At 60.5% G+C, this 16,625-nt stretch carries 16 protein-coding genes; 10 read left to right on the top strand and 6 right to left on the bottom strand.

Translation table 11 applies throughout. The features are described 5' to 3' along the window. Positions 1-9: 9 nt before the first annotated feature. The gene (locus CFBP4996_RS22745) at positions 10-1,263 is read right to left on the bottom strand and encodes a sarcosine oxidase subunit beta family protein (protein ID WP_003521992.1); all 1,254 of its coding nucleotides are present in this window, start codon (positions 1,261-1,263) and stop codon (positions 10-12) included. 146 nt (positions 1,264-1,409) lie between these two features. Here CFBP4996_RS22745 and CFBP4996_RS22740 point away from each other — a divergent pair, with 146 nt between their 5' ends. The 10 genes from CFBP4996_RS22740 (at position 1,410) to CFBP4996_RS22695 (ending at position 12,053) form a co-directional block, all read left to right on the top strand. Beyond that, complete coding sequence (locus CFBP4996_RS22740) at positions 1,410-2,456, top strand: GlxA family transcriptional regulator (RefSeq protein WP_059761275.1); 1,047 nt, start codon at positions 1,410-1,412, stop codon at positions 2,454-2,456. A gap of 284 nt (positions 2,457-2,740) precedes the next feature. Then, on the top strand, positions 2,741-3,451 hold the full coding sequence (locus CFBP4996_RS22735; protein WP_059761131.1) for a GntR family transcriptional regulator: 711 nt from the start codon (positions 2,741-2,743) through the stop codon (positions 3,449-3,451). Continuing rightward, positions 3,448-4,359, top strand: a complete 912-nt coding sequence (locus tag CFBP4996_RS22730) for a dihydrodipicolinate synthase family protein (protein ID WP_080853708.1) — start codon at positions 3,448-3,450, stop codon at positions 4,357-4,359. The genes CFBP4996_RS22735 and CFBP4996_RS22730 overlap by 4 nt, the downstream gene beginning before the upstream one ends. Continuing rightward, positions 4,352-5,869 carry an aldehyde dehydrogenase gene (locus tag CFBP4996_RS22725; protein WP_080853709.1) on the top strand — a complete coding sequence of 506 codons (1,518 nt, stop codon included), beginning with the start codon at positions 4,352-4,354 and terminating at the stop codon, positions 5,867-5,869. The genes CFBP4996_RS22730 and CFBP4996_RS22725 overlap by 8 nt, the downstream gene beginning before the upstream one ends. Then, a complete protein-coding gene (locus CFBP4996_RS22720) occupies positions 5,866-7,212 on the top strand; it encodes an NAD(P)/FAD-dependent oxidoreductase (protein ID WP_080853710.1) in 1,347 nt (448 codons plus the stop codon). The genes CFBP4996_RS22725 and CFBP4996_RS22720 overlap by 4 nt, the downstream gene beginning before the upstream one ends. A 77-nt stretch (positions 7,213-7,289) precedes the next feature. Then, positions 7,290-8,141: a glycine betaine ABC transporter substrate-binding protein gene (locus CFBP4996_RS22715; RefSeq protein WP_080853711.1), complete on the top strand. Its 852-nt coding sequence runs from the start codon at positions 7,290-7,292 to the stop codon at positions 8,139-8,141. Positions 8,142-8,238: 97 nt separating this feature from the next. Then, entirely contained in the window at positions 8,239-9,318 is a 1,080-nt protein-coding gene (locus CFBP4996_RS22710; RefSeq protein ID WP_371259727.1) for a quaternary amine ABC transporter ATP-binding protein, read from the top strand. A gap of 14 nt (positions 9,319-9,332) precedes the next feature. Next, positions 9,333-10,181 carry an ABC transporter permease gene (locus CFBP4996_RS22705; RefSeq protein WP_059761143.1) on the top strand — a complete coding sequence of 283 codons (849 nt, stop codon included), beginning with the start codon at positions 9,333-9,335 and terminating at the stop codon, positions 10,179-10,181. Continuing rightward, positions 10,178-11,041 carry an ABC transporter permease gene (locus CFBP4996_RS22700; RefSeq protein WP_080853712.1) on the top strand — a complete coding sequence of 288 codons (864 nt, stop codon included), beginning with the start codon at positions 10,178-10,180 and terminating at the stop codon, positions 11,039-11,041. The genes CFBP4996_RS22705 and CFBP4996_RS22700 overlap by 4 nt, the downstream gene beginning before the upstream one ends. Positions 11,042-11,054: 13 nt before the next feature. Beyond that, positions 11,055-12,053: a 4-hydroxyproline epimerase gene (locus CFBP4996_RS22695; RefSeq protein WP_080853713.1), complete on the top strand. Its 999-nt coding sequence runs from the start codon at positions 11,055-11,057 to the stop codon at positions 12,051-12,053. 29 nt (positions 12,054-12,082) lie between these two features. Here the strand turns inward: CFBP4996_RS22695 and CFBP4996_RS22690 are convergent, their stop codons facing one another. From CFBP4996_RS22690 to CFBP4996_RS22670, 5 genes are read right to left on the bottom strand one after another with little or no spacing between them, the layout of a single operon-like run. Continuing rightward, positions 12,083-12,415, bottom strand: coding sequence for a cytochrome C oxidase subunit IV family protein (locus CFBP4996_RS22690; protein WP_080853714.1), 333 nt, complete (start codon positions 12,413-12,415; stop codon positions 12,083-12,085). A gap of 14 nt (positions 12,416-12,429) precedes the next feature. Continuing rightward, a complete protein-coding gene (locus CFBP4996_RS22685; RefSeq protein ID WP_003521989.1) occupies positions 12,430-13,155 on the bottom strand; it encodes a heme-copper oxidase subunit III family protein in 726 nt (241 codons plus the stop codon). Positions 13,156-13,167: 12 nt separating this feature from the next. Beyond that, the gene (locus CFBP4996_RS22680; protein WP_080853715.1) at positions 13,168-13,872 is read right to left on the bottom strand and encodes a cytochrome c oxidase subunit 3; all 705 of its coding nucleotides are present in this window, start codon (positions 13,870-13,872) and stop codon (positions 13,168-13,170) included. Continuing rightward, a complete protein-coding gene (locus tag CFBP4996_RS22675; RefSeq protein WP_080853716.1) occupies positions 13,869-15,647 on the bottom strand; it encodes a cytochrome c oxidase subunit I in 1,779 nt (592 codons plus the stop codon). Before CFBP4996_RS22675 ends, CFBP4996_RS22680 begins: the two co-directional genes overlap by 4 nt. A 54-nt stretch (positions 15,648-15,701) precedes the next feature. Next, positions 15,702-16,517, bottom strand: a complete 816-nt coding sequence (locus CFBP4996_RS22670) for a cytochrome c oxidase subunit II (RefSeq protein ID WP_080853717.1) — start codon at positions 16,515-16,517, stop codon at positions 15,702-15,704. Positions 16,518-16,625: the final 108 nt, after the last annotated feature.

Genomic DNA, 16,625 nt, shown 5'->3' with positions numbered 1-16,625 from the left:
GTTCTATCCTCAGTGCGCCACGGCGGCGGCGGCCGCTTCGTCGATCAGGCGGCCGGAACGGAAACGTTCCAGCGTGAACGGCGCGTTGATCGGATGCGGTTCGTTTTTGGCGATGGTCCAGGCGAAGGTATGGGCAGCGCCGGGCGTGGCCTTGAAACCGCCGGTACCCCAGCCGCAATTGACGTAAAGGCCGGCAACCGGCGTCTTGCCGAGAATGGCCGAGCGATCCGGCGTCACATCGACGATGCCGCCCCATTTACGCAGCATCCGCATGCGGTTGAAGATCGGGAAGATCTCGACGATGGCCGCGATGGTATGCTCGATCAGCGGCAGGCCGCCGCGCTGCGAATAGGAGGTATATTGGTCCGTGCCCGAACCGATCACCAGCTCGCCCTTGTCGGACTGGCTGATATAGGCGTGGACCGCGTTCGACATGACCACGCAGGGGAAGATCGGCTTGATCGGCTCCGACACCAGCGCCTGCAACGGATAGCTTTCCAGCGGCAGACGCACGCCAGCCGTGTCCATGACGACCGAGGTGTGGCCGGCAGCCGAAACCGCGACCTTCTTCGCCTTGATGAAGCCCCTCGCCGTCTCGACGCCCGCGACGGAGCCGTCGGCGTTGCGGCGAATGGCCGTGACCGGGCAGTTCTGGATGATATCGACACCACGGGCGGCGGCGCCGCGCGCATAACCCCAGGCGACGGCATCGTGACGGGCCGTGCCGGCCCGTTCCTGAAGCGCGCCGCCCATGACGGGATAGCGGGCATTCGGCGCGATGCTGAGCGGCGGGCAATAGTCCTTGCACTCTTCCGGGGTGAGCCAACGATTGTCCACACCATTCAAACGGTTGGAATGGATGTGGCGCTTGAAGCTCTGCACATCATGCACGTTATGCGCCAGCATCAGCACGCCGCGCCTTGAATACATGACGTTGTAATTCAATTCCTGACTGAGATTTTCCCACAGATCGACGGCGTGATCGTAAAGACGGGCGCTCTCGTCATAGAGATAGTTCGAGCGGATGATCGTGGTGTTGCGGCCGGTATTGCCGCCGCCGAGCCAGCCCTTGTCGATGACGGCGACATTGGTGATGCCGTGCTGGCTGGCCAGATAATAGGCAGCGCCCAGACCATGGCCGCCGGCGCCGACGATGACCACGTCATATTCGGCTTTCGGCTGACTGTCGGGCCATTGCTCGTCCCAGTTCTTGTGGCCGGTCAGGGCATTCCGCAAAAGATTGAAGGCATTAAAACGCGTCATGAGCGGACCCGATGGTTGGAAAATCTCGTGTCGTAAAAGCTGGAGCATTTCCAGCCGAAGCGATCTCGCTTCGGCGTCGGACAATGCGGCACAAAAAAAGGGTAGAGCATTTGCCGCGCCCCGGCTGGACAATCGCGTCTGTTTGCATGAATATTTGCGTCATGACCTCACACCGCGCCAGAAAACGCCTCAGCGTCGCCTTCCTGCTTGCAGACCGCTTCACGCTGTCGGCCTTCGCGAATTTCGTCGATGTGCTGCGTCTTGCGGCCGATGAGGCGGACCGTTCACGGCCTATCCTGTGCGAATGGTCGGTGCTCTCGGCAACCATGAGCAGCGTGCAGTCGAGCTGCGGCGTGAAGGTGCAGCCAGATACACGGCTGATGGACGCCGGGCACTACGACTATATCGTCGTTGTCGGCGGCTTGATCAGCGATCACAGCGCCCTGCCGCAGGAGGCGCTGCGCTTCCTGAAAGAGCGGGCGGCGGCCGGCGTTCCCATCGTCGGGCTGTGCACCGGCGTTTTCATCCTGCACGAGGCCGGCCTGCTCGACGGTTATCGCTGCTGTGTGAGCTGGTTCCACCATCAGGATTTTCTCGACCGTTTCGATACCGTCCAGATGATCTCCGACCAGATTTTCGTCATCGACCGCGACCGGCTGACCTGTTCCGGCGGCCACGGCGCCGCGCATCTGGCAGCCTTCCTCGTCGAGCGTCATGTCGGCCAGTCCGCCGCCATCAAAAGCCTCAACATCATGATGATCGACAGCGCGCTAAGCGGCGAAAAGCCTCAACCCGGCCAGCAGAGCGCACGCAAGGCCAACGATCCCCTCGTCAAAAAAGCGATCCTGCGGATGCAGCAGAATATCGAGGTTCCGAGAACCGTGCTGGAACTGGCGAATGATCTCGGCCTTGGCCGCCGCAGCCTCGAACGGCGTTTCCTCGCCGACCTGGGCGCAACGCCTTCCAAGGTCTATCTCGAACTGCGGCTGGATCGCGCTTTGTCGCTGCTGCGCACGACGCGTGACAGCATCACCCAGATTGCGCTCGCCACCGGTTTTTGCGATGCGCCGCACCTTTCCCGCACGCTACGAGCCGAGCGCGGTTTCACCCCCAGCGAGTATCGCAAGACTCAAGCCGGCCACGTCGCAACCGACGAGGAATTCGCCGTCGGCGTCCTGCTTCCACAATCCTGAACATCCTTCAGTCACCGGTGTGAACCAGCCTTCTGCCGCACGGCAGGGGGTGCGACGGGGCAGGATCATCGAGCTTTCGCAAACAACGAACATTCCTTAAAGCGCAATATATTCAATATATTGCACGTCTTTTTGGTGTGCGATTTCCTCAAAATGAATAATTTTCTTATAAGCAATGTATAACGAAATTATACAATTTCATTGACTCATTCGAGAACCCGTGCCAGCTTTTCATCGTCGACATGAATGGAATGCGCCCGCACCGGTTTGGGCAGGAGGTTTGGATGAAGAACGGCAAGAATGGCTTGTACGAAGATATCAAGCACCAGATTCTGACGATGGAACTCGACCCCGACCAAGATCTGGATGAGGTGAGCCTCGGCGCGCGCTATGGCCTTTCGCGCACCCCTGTCCGGGAAATCTTCCGCCGTCTCGAGGGTGAAGGTTATATCGATATCCGGGCCAATCGCGGTGCGCGCGTCATTCCGATGAACCACCAGACTCTGCGACACTTCTTTCTCGTCGCCCCGATGATCTATGCCGCGATCGGCCGCCTCGCCGTGCAGAATTTCCGGCCGAAACAGCTCGGTGAACTGAAGGACACGCAGGAACGGTTCCGCAAGGCGAGCGCAACGGGCGATGCTCCGTCCATGGTGGTGGAAAACAACCATTTTCACGCCCTGATCGGCGACATGTCCGGGAATGTCTACCTGCAGGCAAGCCTCGGCCGCCTGCTGATCGACCACGCCCGCATCGGCCACACCTTTTACCGACCCCGCAATGACGACATGCGCGAGCGCCTGAAACTGGCCGTCGAGCACCATGACGGCTTCATCGCCGCGATTGAAAAGCATGACGAGGACGCGGTCGTCGATCTGGTCTTCGAACATTGGGAATTGTCGCGCGAGAACATGGAAATGTTCATCGCACCACAGGGAATGAAGGCGGATGCCCTCGTCGAGGTGCCCGTTGCAGCGATGGAGAAATCGTCTTGAAGTTCGAAGGCATATATACCCCGGCGATCACGCCGCTCGGGCCGGAGGGAGAGATCGACCGTGACGGTTTTGCAGCCGTTCTGGAACAGCTCATAGAGGCGAAGGTGCATGGCATCATCGTCGGCGGTTCCACGGGTGAATATTACGCTCAGACGGCGCAGGAGCGCTTCGATCTCGCGGCTTACGCCCGGCAAGTGATCGGCTCGCGGCTACCGCTGATCGTCGGCACCGGGGCCACGCGCACCGAGGATTCCATTGAATATGCGAAGGCCGCGAAGGAAATCGGGGCAGACGCCATTCTCGTCTCCTCTCCGCCCTATGCCCTGCCGACGGAGCGCGAAAATGCCGTCCACGCCCTTGCCGTCGACCGCGCCGCCAACCTGCCGATCATGCTCTACAACTACCCCGCCCGCATGGGTGTGATGATGGGTGAGGACTATTTCGCCCGCGTCGGAAAATCGAGAAATGTCGTCGCCATCAAGGAAAGCTCCGGCGACATGGGCAATCTGCATCGCCTCGCCCGTAAGTTCCCGCATATCGCGCTCTCCTGCGGCTGGGACGACCAGGCATTGGAGTTCTTCGCCTGGGGGGCGCGGAGCTGGGTCTGTGCAGGCTCGAATTTCCTGCCGCGCGAACATGTGGCGCTCTATGAGGCCTGCGTTCTGGAAAAGAATTTCGACAAGGGCCGCGCGATCATGACCGCGATGCTGCCGCTGATGGATTTCCTCGAATGCGGAAAATTCGTGCAGTCCATCAAGCACGGCTGCGAGATCATCGGCCTGAAGGCAGGTCCCGTCCGCGCGCCGCTCAGGCCGCTCAATTCCGAGGAAAAACGCACTCTCCAGACTGTCGTCGCCACCCTGAAGCGCACCGTTGCCCAGATCACGTCGGGAGCCAATCATGCATGAACCTTTGACCGCCGCCGAATACCGGGCGATTGCCGCCGATCTTCAATTGCCCGCCAACGCCTTCATCGACGGCGCTTTCATCCCGGCCAAATCCGGCAAGACATTTGTCTCGACCAACCCCGCCACCGGCGAGAAACTCGCCGATATCGCCGCCTGTGACGCAAGCGATGTCGACTACGCAGTCGCAAAAGCGCGGGAAGCCTTCGAAGACGGCCGCTGGCGTCAGCTCGCACCTGCGGAACGCAAGGAAATCCTGCTGGAATTCGCCAAACTGCTTGAGCGCAACCGGCACGAACTGGCGGTCATGGAAAGCCTCGACAGCGGCAAGCCGATCCGCGAGTGCCAGACGGTCGACGTTCCCGATACGATCCATACCATTCGCTGGCATGCCGAGCTGATCGACAAGCTTTACGACAATACTGCACCGGTCACCGGCAACGCGCTTGCCATGATCGTGCGCGAACCCGTCGGCGTCGTCGGCTGTGTCCTGCCCTGGAACTTCCCGCTGCTGATGCTGGCATGGAAGATCGGCCCGGCGCTTGCCTCCGGCTGCTCGGTCATCGTCAAGCCGGCTGCGGAAACGACGCTGACGACTTTGCGTGTCGCCGAACTGGCCCATGAGGCGGGCATTCCCGCCGGCGTCTTCAATGTCGTCACCGGCGGCGGCAAGGAAGTCGGCGAACCGATCGGCATGCATATGGATGTCGACATGGTGGCTTTCACCGGCTCGACACCGACCGGACGGCGGTTCCTGCGTTATGCCGCCGATTCCAACCTCAAGCGCGTCGTGCTCGAATGCGGCGGCAAGAACCCGGCGGTGGTGCTGGACGATGCCGAAGACCTCGATCTCGTTGCCGAACAAGTCGTCAACGGCGCATTCTGGAACATGGGCGAGAATTGCTCGGCCTCCTCGCGGCTGATCGTCGATGCGAAAATCAAGGACGAGCTGCTCCAGCGGATCGGCGCTTATATGCGCGAATGGAAGATGGGAGACCCGCTCGACCCGGAAAACCGTGTCGGCGCGCTGGTTAGCAAGGCCCATTTCGACAAGGTTCACTCCTTCCTCGACGACGTGAAGACCGAAAAGCTCTCCATCGTTCACGGCGGCAAGACCGAAAAGGGTATCTTCATCGAACCCACGGTGGTCGACGGTGTGACGCCGTCGAGCCGTCTCTTCCAGGAAGAAATCTTCGGCCCGATCCTGTCGGTGACGAGCTTCAACACGCTCGCCGAGGCGGTGGCTCTCGCCAACGACACCAATTACGGCCTTGCGGCCTGCGTCTATACCGCAAGCCTGCGCAAGGCGATCCGGCTGTCGCGCGACATCCGCGCCGGCATCGTAACCGTCAACTGCTTCGGAGAGGGCGACGCCACAACGCCCTTCGGCGGCTACAAGGAATCCGGTTTCGGCGGGCGCGACAAATCGATTTTCGCGCACGACAATTATTGCGAACTCAAGACGATCTGGATCGACATATCGGATCGTTCGGTGGACGAGACGGTCAGATGACGAGCCGGTCCGTCAAACGTTTGCCGGTCGAAAACGGCATCTCGGGCTGGGAGGCGATCAGCAAACGTTCCTTCCCGGTCCGCAGCCTGGAAGGCAACGTCACGGCGGACTGGTTGATCATCGGCGCGGGTTTTGCCGGTCTTTCCGCCGCCCGCCGTCTGCTGGAGCTTTGCCCCGGCGACAGCATCGTCATTCTCGATGCGAGCGAGGTGGGCAAAGGAACCTCGGGCCGCAATTCGGGCTTCATGATCGACGTCCCGCACAATCTCGCATCCGGTGAATATTCGAGCGGCGCTGCCGATGCCACCAAAGTCGAGATGGAACAGAACCGCTCGGCGATAAAATTCGCCGCCGGAGCCGCCGCGGAATACGGCATGTCGCACCAGACATTCGATCCGGCCGGAAAGATAAATGCCGCCGCAACCGCACGCGGCATGAAGCTCAATGAAAGTTTCGGCCTGTCGCTGAAAAACGCTGGCGAGAAGCACAGTTTCCTCGACGCCGCGCAGATGCGCGCGCTGACCGGATCGGAGTATTATCTCGGCGGGCTTTATACGCCGGGCGCAGTGCTGATCCAGCCGGCGGACTATATCCGCGAATTCGCCGCCGGCCTTTCGCGCGGGGTGGACCTGTTCGAACATTCGCCGGTGACCGCCCTGAAACGTGAGGGCGGCGTGTGGACCGCCATGTGCCCGCGCGGCAGCGTCACCGCCCCAAAGGTCGTTCTCGGGGTCAACGGGCACATCGATGATTTCGGCCACTTTCAAGGCCGGCTGATGCACATCTTCGCCTATGCCTCGATGACGGCGCCGTTTCCTGCGGAGGATTTCGGCCGCAAGACTTCCGGACATGACAATTGGGCGCTGCTTCCCGCCGACGCCATGGGGGCGACCGTCAGGAAGATCACCTCCGGCGGCCAGTCGCGCATCGCAATCCGCACGAAATATACCTACGACACCACCCTTTCGCTGAGAGAGCAGCGGCTCTCGAAGATGGTGGACGCGCATCGGCGCTCGCTCGACGCCCGCTTTCCCGGTCTCAAGGGCATAGCGTTCGAGCATAGCTGGGCCGGGCGCATCTGCCTCAGCCGCAACCACGTGCCCGCTTTCGGCGAGATCGAAGAAGGGCTTTTTTCCGCCTGCTGCGAAAATGGTCTCGGCACGGTGAAAAGCACACTCGCCGGCATGATGGCGGCGGAACTGGCGACCGGCAACACCTCCCGGCACCTTCAGGAATACATGGATCACCCTCAGCCCTCCCGGCTGCCGCCGGAACCGTTCGCGTGGCTGGGAATCAATTCGGTGATCCGTTTGCAGGAATTGCGTGCAGGCCGCGAGGGATGAACCCTCCCGCGCAATGGGAAGACCGAGCCGGCGGCAGGTCTTCGATAAGAATGGGAACAAAAACTAGGAGAAGATAAATGAAGACTTTATGGAAGGCGCTTTGTGCGGCCGCAATGGTCGGCATGACGGCATTCTCCGCTCACGCGGAAGAAAAGACCATTACCATGGGTACGATGTCCTGGGAGGATCTCACACCCATCACCGGAATTACCAAAAAAGTACTGGAAGACGCAGGTTACAGCGTCAAGGTCGTTTCCTTTTCGGAATGGGGCATCGCCTATGCCGCGCTGACCAAAGGCGACATCCAGATCATGGCCTCGCAGACGGACTATGCCGCACAGGACTACTGGGACAAGAACAAGCGGCGTCTGGAGAAAATTTCTCCCGTTTCGCATGGTCTCTATCAGGCAATCGCGGTTCCGAAATACGTGACGATCGATTCCATCGATCAGTTGAACGACAATGCCGAAAAATTCGGCGGCAAGATCGTCGGCATCGAGCCCGGCTCCGGCCTGATGCGGGATGCCGCCAGCGCCGTGAAGGAATACGGTCTGAAACTGCCCCTCGTCGAAGGCAGCACAGCGGCGATGACCGCCGCGCTCAAATCGGCGATCGACCGCAAGGAATGGGTCGCCGTCGCCATCTGGGAGCCTTCCTGGATGATGTACAAATACGATCTGAAATTCCTGAAGGACCCCAAGGGCATTTTCCCGCCGGCACAGGGCTATTACTGGATCGGCCAGAAAGGCTTCTCCGCGGAATATCCGCATGCCCGCGAAGTGATCGCCAGCGTTTATGTGCCGCTCGCCGATATCACCGCGATCAACGGCGCGGTCAACGACGGCAAGACGATGGATCAGGCGGTCAAGGACTGGACCGACAGCCACGCCGATCTTCTGAAGCGCTGGGAAAACATCAAGAGCGAATGACCTTGAACGTGCGGGCCGCCAGGGTGGCCCGCACGCGGATTTCCAAAACTTGAAGGCCGGCCCGAGCAGGCCCGTGGGGAACGCAATGGATGCTATGATGAATGATTCCAACGAAGTGTTGGTTGATTGCCAGAACGTCTGGAAGATTTTCGGTGCGCGTGCTCAGGCCGCCGTCAAGGCCGTCTCCGAACGCGGATTGTCCAAGAAGCAGGTGCTGGAGGATTTCGACTGTGTCGTCGGCGTCTCCGACGCCAGCCTTCAGGTGCGCCGAGGCGAAATCTTCTGCATCATGGGGCTTTCAGGCAGCGGCAAGTCGACCCTGATCCGTCTTCTCAACCGTCTTATCGAGCCGAGCGTCGGCAAAATCACGGTGAAGGGCAAGGATATCGCCAGGCTCAACGCCGCCGAACTGCGTGAGCTGCGCGCCCGCAACATCGCCATGGTCTTCCAGAGCGTGGCGCTGCTGCCCTATCGAACCGTGCTGGAAAACGCCGGTTTCAGTCTTGAAGTACGCGGCGTCGCGAAGGACGAACGCAACCGCGTGGCGCGCGAAGCCCTTGAGAAAGTCGGGCTGGCCGACTGGACGTCACGTTATCCCGCAGAATTGTCGGGCGGCATGCAGCAGCGTGTCGGCCTTGCCCGTGCGCTGGCCGCCGACCCCGAAATCATTCTCATGGACGAGCCGTTCAGCGCGCTCGATCCCCTCATCCGCCGTCAGTTGCAAGATGAGTTCCGCCAATTGACGAAATCGCTCGGCAAATCCGCCGTCTTCATCACCCACGACCTCGAGGAAGCGATCCGCATCGGCGACCGCATCGCGATCATGAAGGACGGCGTCATCGTACAGGTCGGGACCGCCGAGGATATCGTCACCAAACCGGCCGACGACTATGTCGCCGACTTCGTCGCGGGCATTTCCAGAATTCATCTGGTGAAGGCGCATTCGGTCATGCAGCCGGTCACCGAATTCGCAGCCTCGCAGCCGCAATGCGATATCGGCACGCTGCTCAAGGCCTCGCCGGAAGCCGACATCGGGGCGCTGATCGACCTGACCATGCAGTCTAACCAGGATGCGGTTGCGGTGGTTGAGAACGATGCCGTGATTGGTGTCGTCACGACACGCGGCTTGCTGCGCGGCGTTGCCGGAACGCCCGGCGAAGAATTCGCGGCGGCTTAGGCGGAGGGATGGTCATGGATACTTCGATCATCACCGACCGTTTCGACACCTGGACGGAGGATGCGCTTGGCTGGATCGGCGATAACGGCGAAGGGCTGTTCGATTTCGTCAGCCGGTTGCTTGAGGGCAGCTATGACGGCATCCTCTGGTTTCTCCAGCTTGCCCCACCGGTCGTCATCGCGCTTGTCGCTGCACTGCTCGGCTGGCGGCTGATCAACCTGACGGCCGGCATTCTTGCCGGCGTTGCGCTGCTGTTCTGCGCGACCATGGGACTGTGGACCGAAACCATGAGCACGCTGGCGCTCGTCGCCACGGCGACAATTCTCGCGCTGCTGGTCGGAATACCGGTCGGCATCCTCGCGGGCTTCGCCAAATCGCTGGACAGGGTGCTGGAACCCGTCCTCGACCTGATCCAGACCATGCCGCCTTATATCTATCTTCTGCCTGCAATCGCGCTTCTGGGATATGGGCCGGCGACCGCGCTCATCGCCACCTTCATCGTCGCCATGCCGCCCGCCATCCGGCTGACCTCGCTCGGCATCCGCATGACGCCCCGGGAATTCATCGAACTCGGTCACGCAAGCGGACTGACGCCCTGGCAGATGTTCACGAAAATCCGCCTGCCATTCGCCATTCCAAGCGTCATGGCCGGTATCAACCAGAGCCTGATGATGGCCTTCGGCATGGTCGTCATTGCCGGCATCGTCGGTTCCGGCGGCCTCGGCGAGACGATCTATGGGGCCGTGCGCACGCTGGATGTCGCCACCTCCATCAATGCCGCAATCGCCATCGTCATTCTGACCATGGTGCTGGACCGGCTCACGCAAAGCGCGGCCCGCCGCGTCAAGGCAGGTGCAAGATGAACTTCGATCTCTTCCGGTTTTCACCGGGCACCTATCTCGCCCCCGCTGTGGATTGGCTGAACACCAATTTCCACCCGTTTTTCGCAGAGGTGACCAATATCGTCGAGGCGGTTCTCGGTGCAATCGAAGCCGCACTGCTTTATCCGCCCGCCTTTGCCCTGATCGCTGCGGCGACCCTGCTCGCCTTCTTCGCCATCAACCTCAAGGCCGCGATGGTGACGGTGTCTGCGCTGTCATTCTGCTTCTTCGCGGGCCTGTGGCGGGAGTCGATGCAGACGCTGGCGCTGGTGACCGTGGCCGTGGCCATTTCGGTATCGGTCGCCTTCCCGCTCGGCATTCTGGCGTCGCGCTACAAGCGGTTCGAAACATACCTTCGCCCAGTGCTCGACATCATGCAGACCGTGCCGCCATGGGTCTATCTGATCCCGGCCGTCATGATCTTCAGCCTCGGCCGTGTTCCCGCAATTATCGCGACCATCGTTTACGGGGTCCCGCCCATGCTGCGTCTCACGACGCTCGCCTTCAACCAGGTGCCCAAGGATCTTCTGGAGCTTGGGCAGGCGACGGGCGCCTCACCCCGGTCCATCCTGTTCAAGATCGAAATCCCGTCGGCCACGCCCACGCTTCTGGTCGGCCTCAACCAGTGCATTCTGCTTTCTCTTGCCATGGTCGTACTCGCAGGGCTTGTCGGAGCCGGTGGACTGGGTGCTGAAGTCACGCGCGGTCTGACGCGCATGGAAATGGGTCCGGGCCTGAGGGCCGGCCTTGCCATCGTCGCCATCGCCATTTTCCTCGACCGCCTGTCCAGAGGGGCGTTGCGAGGCCGCCGGACATCGGTTGCAGGAAGCGGCGCGCACTAGGAAGAAACACCCCATGCGCAAGAGCTTCTTCTGCATCGATGCCCACACCTGCGGAAATCCGGTTCGCCTCGTGGCTGGCGGCGGACCGCTCTTGCCGAATCTCCCCATAGCCGAGCGTCGCGACATATTCGTCCGGGACCATGACTGGATCCGGCAGGCTTTGATGTTCGAACCACGCGGGCACGATGTGATGTCAGGCGCGATCATCTATCCGGCGCATCGGCAAGACTGCGATTTCGCCGTGATATTCATCGAGGTCAGCGGCTGCCTGCCCATGTGCGGCGCCGGCACGATCGGTCTTGTGACAGCGGCAATCGAGGAGGGTCTCGTCACCCCGAGAGTGCCGGGAAGACTGTCGATAGAAACCCCTGCGGGAAAGGTCGATATCGAATATGAGAAGCCCGGAGAATTCGTCGAATCCGTCCGCATGATCAATGTCGCGAGCTACCTTCACGCCGCCGACTTGGAGGTCGAGGTCCCCGGTCTTGGCAGGCTCGTTGTCGATATCGCCTATGGCGGCAATTATTATGCGGTGGTCGAGCCGCAAGCCGTCTGGCCCGGTCTCGACGGCATGTCGGCCAGCGATATCGTCGATCTCAGCCGCAAGCTGCGGACCGCGCTTTCTGAGCTTTGCCATCCGGTTCATCCAGAAAATGAAAGAATAAGCGGCGTGCATCACGCCATCTGGTGCGACCAACCGGTTTCCGCCAATGCAGATGGGCGGGGCGCAGTCTTTTACGGTGACAAGGCCATCGACAGGTCGCCCGGCGGCACCGGCACCTCGGCCCGCATAGCGCAACTCCATGGCAAGGGTCGTCTGAAAACCGGGGACACATTCCGTCAGGAAAGCCTGATCGGCACGATCTTCGAAGGCAGGATCGAGCAGGACACGGAAATCGGCGGCTTCAGGGGCATCGTCCCGAGCGTTTCAGGCTGGGCGCGGATCATTGGGCACAACACGATATTCGTGGATGACCGCGACCCGCTGGCCCACGGATTTCAGATCGGTTGAGGCCCCACGCATTCCGGCGCAAATGGGTCTCAAGAACCGGCGCCCATGAAGGTCACCCGGGTAAGAGCCGTATAGTTGGATTCCGAGGCCATCAGGGCTGCGAAGACGAGCACGAGAAGCGGTGGAAGCAGGATGGCGTAGATCAGGACCAGCCGTTCCCAGGCCATGTGCATGAAAATCGCCATGATCAACCCCGCCTTCAGGATCATGAACAGGATGATCAGGGACCATCTCGGATAGCTCTGAATGCCGAGATAATCGACCATATAGGAGAAGGCGCTGAGGACGAAAAGCAGTCCCCAGACCACCATGTAAAGTCTTATCGGATGCTGCTGTCCCTGTTGTGACTGTTGCTGTGCCATGATGCCATCCTCACTCACCACAGATAGAAGAATGCGAAGATAAAGACCCACACCAGATCCACGAAGTGCCAGTAAAGCCCGGTTATCTCGACGATCTCGTATTGCCCCTTGCGGCTGGTGAAGAACCCCCGCCTTTCCTCATCGAAATCTCCCCGCCACACCTTGCGCGCGACGATGAGAAGAAACAGGACGCCGATGGAAACATGGGTGCCGTGAAAGCCCGTGATCATGAAGAAAGCCGAACCGAACTGCGCCGCACCCCACGGGTTTTCCCAGGGACGAACGCCCTCCGCGATCAGCTTGCTCCATTCGAATGCCTGCATTCCCACGAATGTCGCGCCAAGCGCCGCCGTCGCCACCATCAGCGCGGCGGTTTTGCGACGGTCGCGGCGATAGGCGAAGTTGACGGCCATGGCCATCGTGCCGCTGCTGCTGATGAGAACAAAGGTCATGATGGCAATCAGGATCAACGGAATGTGCCGGCCGGCAATCGTGAGCGCGAAAACCTCGCTAGGATTGGGCCAGGCCGCGGTGGCCGACATGCGCGCCGCCATATAGGCCAGCAGGAAACAGCCGAAAATGAAGATATCGCTCAGGATGAATATCCACATCATCGCCTTGCCCCAGGAGACGTTCTTGAACGCCCGCTGGTCCGATGACAGATCGGCGGCGACGCCGCGCAATCCCGCCGGCCGCAGATGCGGATCACTTACCGGTCTTTCCTCCATGGATGCGGCCATGATCGACACTCCTCAGGTGACCAATTGACGGCAGAGATCGACGAAACTATTCGCCCAGCCGGCGAAAAGCGCAAAAAGGACCAGCCAGACGACCAGCATGAAATGCCAGTAGATGGCGCACAGCTCCACACTCAGGCGCATCCTTGCCGACAAGGGCTCGCTCCGGGCACGGATTGCGGTGCGTCCAAGCACGAAGAGCCCGCCCAATATATGCAGGCCGTGCAGGCCGGTGATCATGTAGAAGAAGCTGTTCGATGGGTTATCCGCCAGAACATAGCCTGCGGAGATGAGTTGCCGCCACGCCAGGAATTGACCGGCGACAAAGAAAACAGCCGTCGCAAAGGCTGTCACAAGAGCCGCATTCAGCCTGTCGCGACGATCTGGACGGATTTCAGTTTTCGCCCATTGCAGCGCCAGACTGCTGGCGGCGAGCGCCGCGGTGTTCACCCATAACAGTCCGGGGATCGGGATACCCCACCAGTCGGCGCCGCCCATGCGGCCGAGATAGGCGCTGATGAGCAAGGTGAACAAGGCACCGACAACCGCCAGAAATATCCCAAGTCCGACTTTCGCGATTGTCGCCGATGATCCCTGCATCTGCGGCGCATCGCCTGCCAGACCGACTTCCAGCCAGGGCTTCGAGGCTAGCCGCTGCCGCGCCATCCACCAGCCGATGATGCCGGCGATTCCGGCCATGAAGACGAGGATGGCGCTCATGACAGGACCCTTTCGGAAGGCCCGGCCGCAGCCGGCTGGTTTTGCGGCAGGAAGTCCTCAGCCGCGCCGGGCACGCTATAATCATACGGCCAGCGATAAACGACCGGCAGTTCCTTGCCCCAGTTGCCATGAACCGGCGGGGTCTGCGGCGTCTGCCATTCCAGTGTCGTGGCCCGCCACGGATTGCCGACCGCCTTTTTGCCCCAGCGCAGGCTCCACTCGAGATTGAACACGAACAGCAGTTGCGCCGCACCGACAATGAGCGCGGCCACGGTGATGAATATGTTCAACGTGTGCGCCGAATCTGGAATGAAGGCGGTTTCGCCCAGCTCGTAATAGCGGCGCGGCACGCCCATCAGCCCGAGATAATGCATCGGGAAGAAGATGGCATAAGCACCCAGAAAGGTGATCCAGAAATGGACGTGCCCCATCGCCTCGTTCAGCATCCGGCCTGTGACTTTAGGATACCAGTGGTGAATCGCACCGAAGATCACCATGATCGGCGCGACCCCCATCACCATATGAAAATGGGCGACCACGAACATCGTATCCGAAAGCGGCACATCGACGACGACATTGCCGAGGAAGAGACCGGTCAATCCGCCATTGATGAATGTGACGATGAAGGCGAGCGCAAACAGCATCGGCAGGGTGAGATGGATATCGCCGCGCCAGAGCGTGAGCACCCAGTTATAGACCTTGATCGCCGTCGGCACGGCGATGATCAGCGTCGTGGTTGCGAAAAAGAACCCGAAATTCGGGTTCATGCCGCTGACATACATATGATGCGCCCAGACGACGAAGCTCAGCGCCGCGATGATGACGATCGCCCAGACCATCATGCGGTAACCGAAGATATTCTTGCGCGCATGGGTGCTGATCAGATCCGAGACGATGCCGAAGGCGGGAAGTGCGACGATATAGACTTCCGGATGGCCGAAGAACCAGAACAGGTGCTGGAACAGGATGGGACTGCCGCCCTCCTGCTTCAATTGTTCGCCCATCTCCACGATGGCCGGCATGAAGAAGCTCGTGCCGAGCAGCCGGTCGAACAACATCATGACGGCAGCGACGAAGAGCGCCGGGAAAGCGAGCAGCGCCATGGCGGTCGCCGTGAATATGCCCCAGATCGTCAATGGCATGCGCATCAGCGTCATGCCCCGCGTGCGTCCCTGCAACACGGTGACGACGTAATTCAGCCCGCCCAAAGTAAAGCCGATGATGAACAGGATCAGCGATGACAGCATCAGGATGATGCCCCAGTCGCGCCCTCCCGGCGTTCCCGAAAGAAGCGCCTGCGGCGGATAGAGCGTCCAGCCGGCGCCCGTCGGCCCGCCGGGCGCGAAGAAACCGGCCACCAGCACAAGGACGGCGGAGAGATAAAGCCAGTAGCTCAGCATATTGGCATAGGGAAACACCATGTCGCGCGCGCCGAGCATCAGCGGGATCAGGTAGTTGCCGAAACCGCCGAGAAACAGCGCGGTGAGCAGGTAAATCACCATGATCATGCCATGCATGGTGATGAACTGATAATAATGCTCCGCATCGATGAAGGAGAAATAGCCGGGAAAACCGAGCTGCAGCCGCATCAGCCAGGAAAGCACCAGCGCCACCATGCCGATTGCGATGGCTGTCAGGAAATATTGAATGGCAATGATCTTGGCATCCTGGCTGAAGACATATTTCGTCCACCAGCTTTTCGGGTGATAAAGCTCGACGTCCTCGACTTCAGCGGGCTGAATGACCTGCCCGGCGCCGGATCCAATCTCGACCATGTTCCATCCTCCCTGTTCCCCCGATGCGGTCTTCCCTTCCAATATGCGCGGCGCTTATCTGGCCGCCGGCGTTTCCGCCGAAGCCAGCAATTTCGAGAAAGTCGGCTGCTGCTGCAGCCAGGCTTGATAATCGGTCTCGGTATCGACGACGACGGTGCCGCGCATCTGCGGATGGCCCACACCGCACAGTTCCGCGCAGAGAACCTCGAAGGTTCCCGTCCGGGTCGGCGTAAACCAGTAGTAGGTGACCGAGCCGGGGATCATGTCCATCTTGGCCCGGAACTCCGGCACGTAGAAATCATGCACGACATCGACCGCGCGCAGCAGCATCTTCACCGGCCTGCCGGCGGGCAGATGCAACTCACCGCCTTCAACGATGACATCGTCCATTCCTGCGGGATCGTTCCTGTTCAGGCCGAGCGGATTGTCGGGTGCAATAGCGCGCGTATCCGCCCGTCCGAGCCGTCCGTCCGCTCCCGGCAGGCGGAAACTCCATTGCCATTGCTTACCGACGACTTCCACTTCGCTCGCACCGTCCGGGACGGTCACGAACTGGTTCCATACGAAGAGGCCCGGCAGAAGCATTGCAGCCACCCCAACCCCGGTTCCACCCGCCAGCCACCATTCCAGGCGCTTGTTTTCGGGCTGGTATGCCGCCCGGTTTCCGGCGCGGTGTTTGAAGCGGAACACGCAATAGGCGACGAACAGCACAACGGCCGAGAAAACGAAGCCGGTGATCCAGAAAGTGATGATGATCGTATTGTCGATATAGCTCCAGTTCGAGGCTATCGGCGTCCACCACCACGGGCTTAGCAGGTGGAATACGATCGATCCCACCACCAGCAGAACGAGAATCACAACGACAGCCATCGTTTCCTCCCGTGACCCGGCCACGAATACTTCTACAACCCCATCGCGAAGTATATTAGAATTATCTCATAAATTGATCAGGCGAGCAATTACGGTGGCGCCTGCGGC

It is taken from the genome of Agrobacterium leguminum (genome assembly GCF_005144435.2).
GTDB lineage: Bacteria > Pseudomonadota > Alphaproteobacteria > Rhizobiales > Rhizobiaceae > Agrobacterium > Agrobacterium leguminum.
The sequence above is the reverse complement of the archived record's forward strand: the minus strand, read 5'-3'. Positions and strand labels throughout refer to the sequence as shown.

Excerpts from the sequence above, each read along its gene's own strand:
- CFBP4996_RS22740 (WP_059761275.1), top strand. The coding sequence starts at position 1,410 with ATGAATATTTGCGTCATGACCTCACACCGCGCCAGAAAACGCCTCAGC.
- CFBP4996_RS22700 (WP_080853712.1), top strand. The coding sequence starts at position 10,178 with ATGAACTTCGATCTCTTCCGGTTTTCACCGGGCACCTATCTCGCCCCC.
- CFBP4996_RS22690 (WP_080853714.1), bottom strand. The coding sequence starts at position 12,415 with ATGGCACAGCAACAGTCACAACAGGGACAGCAGCATCCGATAAGACTT.
- CFBP4996_RS22685 (WP_003521989.1), bottom strand. The coding sequence starts at position 13,155 with ATGGCCGCATCCATGGAGGAAAGACCGGTAAGTGATCCGCATCTGCGG.
- CFBP4996_RS22725 (WP_080853709.1), top strand. The coding sequence starts at position 4,352 with ATGCATGAACCTTTGACCGCCGCCGAATACCGGGCGATTGCCGCCGAT.
- CFBP4996_RS22735 (WP_059761131.1), top strand. The coding sequence starts at position 2,741 with ATGAAGAACGGCAAGAATGGCTTGTACGAAGATATCAAGCACCAGATT.
- CFBP4996_RS22705 (WP_059761143.1), top strand. The coding sequence starts at position 9,333 with ATGGATACTTCGATCATCACCGACCGTTTCGACACCTGGACGGAGGAT.
- CFBP4996_RS22670 (WP_080853717.1), bottom strand. The coding sequence starts at position 16,517 with ATGGCTGTCGTTGTGATTCTCGTTCTGCTGGTGGTGGGATCGATCGTA.
- CFBP4996_RS22720 (WP_080853710.1), top strand. The coding sequence starts at position 5,866 with ATGACGAGCCGGTCCGTCAAACGTTTGCCGGTCGAAAACGGCATCTCG.
- CFBP4996_RS22680 (WP_080853715.1), bottom strand. The coding sequence starts at position 13,872 with ATGAGCGCCATCCTCGTCTTCATGGCCGGAATCGCCGGCATCATCGGC.
- CFBP4996_RS22710 (WP_371259727.1), top strand. The coding sequence starts at position 8,239 with ATGAATGATTCCAACGAAGTGTTGGTTGATTGCCAGAACGTCTGGAAG.
- CFBP4996_RS22675 (WP_080853716.1), bottom strand. The coding sequence starts at position 15,647 with ATGGTCGAGATTGGATCCGGCGCCGGGCAGGTCATTCAGCCCGCTGAA.
- CFBP4996_RS22745 (WP_003521992.1), bottom strand. The coding sequence starts at position 1,263 with ATGACGCGTTTTAATGCCTTCAATCTTTTGCGGAATGCCCTGACCGGC.
- CFBP4996_RS22715 (WP_080853711.1), top strand. The coding sequence starts at position 7,290 with ATGAAGACTTTATGGAAGGCGCTTTGTGCGGCCGCAATGGTCGGCATG.
- CFBP4996_RS22695 (WP_080853713.1), top strand. The coding sequence starts at position 11,055 with ATGCGCAAGAGCTTCTTCTGCATCGATGCCCACACCTGCGGAAATCCG.